Origin of the sequence: Amaricoccus sp., from assembly GCF_017993425.1 — a bacterium.
Taxonomy (GTDB): domain Bacteria; phylum Pseudomonadota; class Alphaproteobacteria; order Rhodobacterales; family Rhodobacteraceae; genus Amaricoccus.
Genome location: NZ_JAGOMQ010000027.1, coordinates 52,456 through 59,594 on the forward strand (window position 1 = coordinate 52,456; position 7,139 = coordinate 59,594).

Here is a 7,139-nt window from a genome sequence, read left to right on the forward strand (position 1 = left end):
ATGGCCGCGCCCGGGCCATCAGCCGGCCTCGGGGGTCCAGGGGTTGCGCAGGAGGTCGCGGGTGGCGAGCTCGACGTTCTCGGCGCGCATCAGCGCCTCGCCGATCAGGAAGCAGCGCACGCCGAAGCGGGCGAGCTGGGCGAGGTCCTGGCGGGTGGAGAGGCCGCTCTCGGCGACGATGATCCGGTCGGCGGGCACGTCGCGGGCGAGGCGGCGGGTGACGCCGATGTCGACGTCGAAGGTGGCGAGGTCGCGGTTGTTGATGCCGAGCAGCGGCGAGCGCAGCACCTTGGCGCGCTCGAGCTCCTCGGCGGTGTGGATCTCGACCAGCATGTCGAGGCCCCAGTCGAAGGCGGCCTCCTCGATGGCGAGGGCCTCGTCGTCGGAGAGCATGGCGAGGAGGAGCAGGATGCAGTCGGCGCCGATGGCGCGGGACTGGGCGACCTGCCAGGGGTCGACGATGAAGTCCTTGCGCAGGACGGGCAGCGCGCAGGCAGCGCGGGCGGCGGCGAGGTGCCCGGGGTCGCCCTGGAAGCTCGGGCCGTCGGTCAGCACGCTGAGGCAGGCGGCGCCGCCGGCCTCGTAGGCCTCGGCGAGCGCGGCGGGGTCGAAGTCCTCGCGGATCAGGCCCTTGGACGGGCTCGCGCGCTTGATCTCGGCGATGAGGCCGTAGCCGCCGCCGGAGGAGGCGCGCTGCAGGGCCTCGGCGAAGCCGCGGGTGGGGCCGGCGGCGCGGGCGGCGGCCTCGATCTCGCCGGGGCGGTCGGCCTTGGCGGCGGCGACCTCCTCGAGCTTGTAGTCGCGGATGCGGGCGAGGACGCTCATCGCTCAGGCCCCGCGCCGGCGGCGGCCGCGGTGGTGAGGCGGGCGAGCGCTTCGGCCTTGGCCCGGGCGGCGCCGCTGTCGATGCTCTCGGCGGCCAGCGCGACGCCCTCGCGGAGGTCGGCGGCGCGCTCGGCGACGAGGAGGGCCGCGGCGGCGTTCAGCAGCGTCGCGTCGCGGTAGGCGGAGGGCGCGCCGGCGAGGACGCCGCGGAGCGCCGCGGCGTTGTCGGCGGGGGCGCCGCCCTCGATGGCGGAAAACGGATGAACGGGCAGGCCGGCCTCCTCGGGATGGACGGTGAACTCGGTGACGCGGCCGTCGCGCAGCTCGGCGACGTGCGTCTCGCCGGCGATGGAGACCTCGTCGGTGCCGTCGGCGCCGTGGACGAGCCAGGCGCGGTCGGAGCCGAGGGCGGCGAGGGTGAGCGCCATCGGCTTGATGACGGCGCGGGAATAGGCCCCGGTGAGCTGGCGGCGGACGGCGGCGGGGTTGGTGAGCGGGCCGAGGATGTTGAAGATCGTGCGGGTGCCGAGCTCCTGGCGGGCCGGCATGACGTGGCGGGTGGCCGGGTGGTGGAGCGGGGCCATCATGAAGCCGATGCCGACCTCGGCCAGCGCCCGCTCGACGACCTCGGGGCCGACCATGACGTTGACGCCGAGCTCGGTCAGGGCGTCGGCGGCGCCGGATTTCGAGGAGAGGTTGCGGTTGCCGTGCTTGGCGACGACGACGCCGGCGCCGGCGACGACGAAGGCGGCGGCGGTGGAGATGTTGAGCGTGCCCTTGCCGTCGCCGCCGGTGCCGACGATGTCCATCGCGCCGTCGGGGGCGTGGACGCGGACGCATTTGGCGCGCATCACGCTCGCGGCGGCGGCGTATTCCTCGACCGTCTCGCCGCGGGCGCGCAGCGCCATCAGGAAGCCGCCGATCTGCGCGGGCGTCGCGTCGCCCTCCATGATCGCCGCGAAGGCCGCCTCGGCCTGGGCGCGCCCGAGCGGGCCCTCGACCGCGCGGCCGATCAGCGGCTTCAGGCGCTCGCTCATGCCGGCACGCGCGCCCGCGCCGTCTCGAGGAAGTTCCGGAGCAGGGCGTGGCCGTGCTCGGAGGCGATCGATTCCGGGTGGAACTGCACGCCGTGGATCGGCAGGCGGCGATGGGCGAGGCCCATGATGGTGCCGTCGGCGACGTCGGCCGTCGCCACGAGGTCGGCGGGGAGGCTGGCGCGCTCGACGCAGAGGCTGTGGTAGCGGGTGGCGCGGAACGGCGAGGGCAGGCCGGCGAAGACGCCGGTCCCGTCGTGGCGGATGTCGTCGATCTTGCCGTGCATGATCGCCGCGGCCCGCACCACCTTGCCGCCGAAGGCCTGGCCGATCGCCTGGTGGCCGAGGCAGACGCCGAGGAGCGGCACGCCCCGGCTCGCCGCCGCCGCGATCAGCGGCAGGCAGACGCCGGCGCGGTCGGGGTCGCAGGGGCCGGGCGAGAGGATGATCGCGGAGGGATCGAGCGCCATCGCGGCGGCCGCATCCAGCTCGTCGTTGCGGCGCACCACGGTCTCGGCCCCGAGCTCGCCGAGATAGTGGAACAAGTTGTAGGTGAAGCTGTCGTAATTGTCGATCAGCAGCAGCATTTTCGCGGGCCTTTCGAGGGCTTCGGGGCTGACGCCCGCTCCGGTGCGCCGTATAGATGGCCCCTGGCGCGATACGGGGTCAAGCGGGAAAGGTCGGCGCGTGGCGGCGGAGACGGAGATGCGGGGCATGGGTTTCGGGCGGGGCTTTCTCCTCGGCCTCGTCGTCGCGGCGGCGGCGCTGGTCGCGCTGGCGCTCGCCCGGCCGCCGCTGCCGCCGGAGCCGCCGGCGGTGGAATCCGGCGCGCCGCATGCGCCCGGTGCGCCGGAGGTGGGCGCCGCGCCCGCCTCGCCGCCGGCGCTCGGGCCGGTCGCGCCGGCGCCGCTGATCGGCGCGGAGGAGGAGGCCCCGGCGGGCCCGAGCCTTGCGCCCGTCGGCCCCGTGCGTCCGGCCGTCGCGGGCGCCGCGCCCGGCTCCTTGGTCCCGCCGCCGGCCTTGGCGGACCGGGAGGGCGCGGCCCCGGAGGACGGCGCGGCCCCAGCGACCGCGGCCCCGGAGAGCGCGGCGCCGGCGACCGCCGCCCCGGGTAACGCGGTCCCGGAGAACATGGCGCCGGGAACCGCGGTTCCGGAGAACGCGGCCCGGGAGACCGCGCCGCTGCGCAATAATTGATCTGAGTTAAGCAAGATTCGGCTTCGCAAGCCATGGATGCTTGCGGGATCGGTCGCCAGCGGCTACCACCCTGCGGCTTGGCCGGCGAAGAACGGCATGACAGGGAGACGGCGCGGTTGGCGGGATTGTTGCGTATCGCCGCTGGAATCGACGGTATTAGCAGGTTCTTCGCGGGGATCGCGACCTGGCTGGTGCTGCTCTCCTGCGTGATCAGCGCCGGAAACGCCGCCTCGCGCTACCTCCTCAACCTCAGCTCGAACGCCTGGCTGGAGATCCAGTGGCAGATGTTCGCGGGGATCTTCCTCCTCGCAGCGCCCTGGGTGCTCAAGGTCAACGAGCATGTCCGGGTCGACCTGTTCTACGGCATGGCCTCGGAGCGGACGAAGCTCTGGATCGACGTGGTCGGCATCATCTTCTTCCTGTTCCCGGTGACCGCCATGGTGGGCGTCATGGCGTGGGAATCCTTCCTGTCGAGCTACCACGCCGGCGAGATGTCGATGAACGCCGGCGGGCTGCCGCTCTGGCCAGTCAAGGCGCTCCTGCCGCTCGGCATGGCGCTGATGCTCCTCCAGGGCGCGGCCGAGCTCGTCAAGCGCATCGCCGCGCTGCGCGGCTACGGCGACGCGACCCCCGAATACGAGAGGCCGCTGCAGTGACCCCCGCCAACCCCGGAGGCCGCGCCTGATGCTGGAATACGGCTACATGGCGCCGGCGATGTTCGCCGGGCTGATCGTCTTCATGCTGTTCGGGTTCCCGGTCGCCTTCTCGCTGGCGGCGCTCGGGCTCTCCTTCGGGTTCCTCGCCATCGAGGTCGGCTATTTCGGGCCGGAGTTCCTGCAGGCGCTGCCCTACCGGATCTTCGGCATCATGTCGAACGACCTGCTGCTCGCCATCCCGTTCTTCACCTTCATGGGCACGATCCTCGAGCGATCGGGCCTGGCGGAGGACCTGCTCGAGGGCTTCGGCCAGCTCTTCGGCCCGATCCCGGGCGGCCTCGCCTTCGCGGTGATCGTGGTCGGCGCGATCCTCGGCGCCATCACCGGCACGGTCGCGGCCTCGGTCATCGCCATGGGCATGATCACCATCCCGGTGATGATGCGCTACGGCTACGACATGAAGATCGGCACCGGCGTCATCGCCGCGGCGGGCACGATCACCCAGGTGATCCCGCCCTCGCTGGTGCTGATCGTGCTCGCCGACCAGCTCGGCGTCTCGGTCGGCGACATGTATCTCGGCGCGATCGGCCCCTCGATCCTGCAGGTCGGGCTCTTCATCCTCTTCATCATCGGCGTGGTGATCTTCCAGCCCTGGCGGGTGCCGGCGCTGCCGCTGGAGGCGCGCACGCTGCGCGGCTGGGCGCTGGCGTCGAAGGTGCTGTGGGGGATGGTGCCCTCGCTGGTGCTGATCTTCCTCGTGCTCGGCACGATCTTCATGGGCCTAGCCACCCCGACCGAGGCCGGCGCCATGGGCGCGGTCGGCGCGATCGCGCTCGCCATGCTGCACGGGCGCTACCGCAACGACCTGATGTGGCAGGCGATGGCCTCGACGGCGCGGCTGACGGCGATGGTGGTGTTCATCCTGCTCGGCGCCACGGTGTTCAGCCTCGTCTTCCAGGGCGTGAACGGCGGCCGCTGGATCGAGCACCTGCTGTCGAGCCTGCCGGGGGGTCAGACCGGCTTCCTGGTCTTCACGATGATCTTCATCTTCTTCATCGCGTTCTTCCTCGATTTCTTCGAGATCGTGTTCATCGTGGTGCCGATGCTGGTGCCGGTGGCGAACGCGCTCGACATCAACCTGATCTGGTTCGGCCTGCTCCTCTGCGTGAACATGCAGACCTCGTTCATGCATCCGCCCTTCGGGTTCGCGCTCTTCTACCTGCGCGGCATCGCGCCGCCCTCGATCAAGACGACGGAGATCTACTGGGGGTCGATCCCGTGGATCGTGCTGCAGCTGGTGCTGGTGGCGATCCTGATCTTCTGGCCGGAATCGGTGACCTACTGGATCGGCACGCACGAGACGCTCGATCCGGCGGCGGTGGAGAAGGCGCTGGAGGGGCTCGGCCTGCCCGATCCGGGCGGCGACCTCGGCAGTCCGGACTTCGGCGCCCCGCCGCCGCTCGACCTGAACTGACGACGCAAGAGAAACATACCGGACCAGCATGGGAGACTTGGAATGACCCTCCGGAGGCGCAACTTCCTCAAGGCCGCCGGCGGCGGCGCGGCGGCCGCGGCCGTCCTGGCCGCCCCGGCCATCGCGCAGACCCAGCCGAAGGTCGCCTGGCGGCTGACCTCGGGCTTCCCGCGCTCGCTCGACACCATCTTCGGCGCCGCCGAGACCTTCGCCGAGCACGTCAAGGAGATGTCCGGCGGCAACTTCGAGATCCAGGTGTTCCCGGCCGCCGAGATCGTGCCGACGCCGCAGGCCGCCGAGGCCGTCGGCAAGAACGCCGTCGAGATGGCGCATACCTGCTCGTACTACTACTGGGGCATCGACCCGACCTTCGCGATCGGCACCGCGGTGCCCTTCGGGCTGAACGCGCGGCTGATGAACGCCTGGCTCTACGAGGGCGGCGGCAACGACCTGATGAACGCCTTCTACGCCAAGCACAACCTCTACGGCATGCCGGGCGGCAACACCGGCGTGCAGATGGGCGGCTGGTGGCGCAAGGAGATCAACTCCCTCGCCGACCTGCAGGGCGTGAAGATGCGGATCGCCGGCATCGCCGGCAAGGTCGTGGAGAAGCTCGGCGTCGTGCCGCAGCAGATCCCGGGCGGCGACATCTATCCGGCGCTCGAGCGTGGCACGATCGACGCCGCGGAGTGGGTGGGCCCCTATGACGACCAGAAGCTCGGCTTCTACAAGGTCGCGCCCTACTACTACTATCCGGGTTTCTGGGAGGGCGGTCCCGCCATCCACTTCTTCGTCAACCTCGACAAGTGGAACGAGCTGAGCCCCGAGTACAAGGCGATCCTGACCAACGCCGCGGCCTATGCGAACACCGACATGCTGGCGAAGTACGACGCCCGCAACTCGGGCGCGCTGCGCAGCCTCGTCGCCGGCGGCGCCCAGCTGAAGCAGTTCCCGGCGGACGTGATCGACGCGGCCTATACCGCGGCGCACGAGGTCTATGACGAGATCTCGGCGACGAACGCCGACTTCAAGACGATCATCGACAACGTCAAGGCGTTCCGCAACGAGGGCTACCTGTGGTGGCAGGTCGCGGAATACACCTACGACACGTTCATGATCCGCAACCGCAGCAAGGGCTGACGGTTCCCGCCGGCGCCTCTCCCTCGCGGGGCGCCGGCCTGCCTCGCGGCCGGAAGTCCGGTCGCGACGGCGCCGCCGGACGGATCTGTCCGTCGCCAAATCCGTCTGTGGTCGCCCGCTCACGGAGAAATCTGAACCCCTGACGGCTTCCGCGCCAACGCGCTCCGGCCGTCGGCGCGGCGAAAGCAATGCTTTCGCTTGTCGCGCCGGGCCTCGCGGGCGGAGCCCGCTTCGGTCGCGCCGGGCGACTGCCGGGGGCGGGGGCGCGAGGCGGGGAGCGGGGTGACGCCGCCGCCAAGCCGCGCGGCTTCCATGACAAAACGGCTTCACAGGTCCGGACCCGCCCGCCTAGCTTGGCGGATGCGGCCATGCGAGTCGCGACTAACGGCGTCACGGACGTGCGGCCATTCCGTGTGGCGCCCGACGGAAGGGGGACAGATGGCGCAGGAGAGTTTCGAGCGGGTGCTGGACAAGCGCGAGGTGATCGCGCTGGCCTTCGGGGCGATGATCGGCTGGGGCTGGGTCGTGCTCGCGGGCGGCTGGGTGGAGGCGGCGGGCGCGCTCGGCGCGATGATCGCCTTCGGCGTGGGCGGGATCGCGGTGGTGCTGATCGGGCTTACCTATGCCGAGCTGGCGGCGGCGATGCCGCTGACCGGGGGCGAGCACGTCTACAGCCATCGCGCCTTCGGCATGGGCGGCTCGTTCCTCTGCACCTGGGCGATCATCCTCGGCTACGTCTCGGTGGTCGCCTTCGAGGCGGTGGCGCTGCCGACGGTGATCGAGCACCTGTTCCCGAACTACAAGGTCGGGCTC

At 71.3% G+C, this 7,139-nt stretch carries 8 protein-coding genes; 5 read left to right on the forward strand and 3 right to left on the reverse strand.

Translation table 11 applies throughout. The features are described from left to right. Positions 1-18: 18 nt before the first annotated feature. The 3 genes from trpC to KBB57_RS13655 are packed head-to-tail and all read right to left on the reverse strand — an operon-like array spanning position 19 to position 2,446. Positions 19-825, reverse strand: a complete 807-nt coding sequence (gene trpC, locus KBB57_RS13645; RefSeq protein ID WP_290751153.1) for an indole-3-glycerol phosphate synthase TrpC — start codon at positions 823-825, stop codon at positions 19-21. Beyond that, complete coding sequence (gene trpD, locus KBB57_RS13650; protein WP_290751155.1) at positions 822-1,862, reverse strand: anthranilate phosphoribosyltransferase; 1,041 nt, start codon at positions 1,860-1,862, stop codon at positions 822-824. Before trpD ends, trpC begins: the two co-directional genes overlap by 4 nt. After that, the gene (locus KBB57_RS13655; protein WP_290751157.1) at positions 1,859-2,446 is read right to left on the reverse strand and encodes an aminodeoxychorismate/anthranilate synthase component II; all 588 of its coding nucleotides are present in this window, start codon (positions 2,444-2,446) and stop codon (positions 1,859-1,861) included. Before KBB57_RS13655 ends, trpD begins: the two co-directional genes overlap by 4 nt. A gap of 100 nt (positions 2,447-2,546) precedes the next feature. On the opposite strand from KBB57_RS13655, the gene KBB57_RS13660 reads away from it, so the two are divergent. From KBB57_RS13660 to KBB57_RS13680, 5 genes are all read left to right on the forward strand, one after another. Then, positions 2,547-3,056, forward strand: coding sequence for a hypothetical protein (locus KBB57_RS13660; protein WP_290751160.1), 510 nt, complete (start codon positions 2,547-2,549; stop codon positions 3,054-3,056). A gap of 128 nt (positions 3,057-3,184) precedes the next feature. Further along, positions 3,185-3,712, forward strand: a complete 528-nt coding sequence (locus tag KBB57_RS13665) for a TRAP transporter small permease subunit (protein WP_290751163.1) — start codon at positions 3,185-3,187, stop codon at positions 3,710-3,712. Between the two features lie 28 nt (positions 3,713-3,740). Further along, complete coding sequence (locus tag KBB57_RS13670) at positions 3,741-5,186, forward strand: TRAP transporter large permease subunit (protein WP_290751165.1); 1,446 nt, start codon at positions 3,741-3,743, stop codon at positions 5,184-5,186. A 42-nt stretch (positions 5,187-5,228) separates the two neighbouring features. Then, complete coding sequence (locus tag KBB57_RS13675) at positions 5,229-6,326, forward strand: TRAP transporter substrate-binding protein (RefSeq protein WP_290751167.1); 1,098 nt, start codon at positions 5,229-5,231, stop codon at positions 6,324-6,326. Between the two features lie 438 nt (positions 6,327-6,764). Then, a partial coding sequence (locus tag KBB57_RS13680; RefSeq protein ID WP_290751169.1) for an amino acid permease occupies positions 6,765-7,139 on the forward strand: 375 nt, incomplete at its 3' end.

Bases quoted from the DNA above. Each gene is read 5' to 3' on its own strand.
- trpC (WP_290751153.1), bottom strand. From the start codon at position 825: ATGAGCGTCCTCGCCCGCATCCGCGACTACAAGCTCGAGGAGGTCGCC.
- trpD (WP_290751155.1), bottom strand. From the start codon at position 1,862: ATGAGCGAGCGCCTGAAGCCGCTGATCGGCCGCGCGGTCGAGGGCCCG.
- KBB57_RS13655 (WP_290751157.1), bottom strand. From the start codon at position 2,446: ATGCTGCTGCTGATCGACAATTACGACAGCTTCACCTACAACTTGTTC.
- KBB57_RS13670 (WP_290751165.1), top strand. From the start codon at position 3,741: ATGCTGGAATACGGCTACATGGCGCCGGCGATGTTCGCCGGGCTGATC.
- KBB57_RS13675 (WP_290751167.1), top strand. From the start codon at position 5,229: ATGACCCTCCGGAGGCGCAACTTCCTCAAGGCCGCCGGCGGCGGCGCG.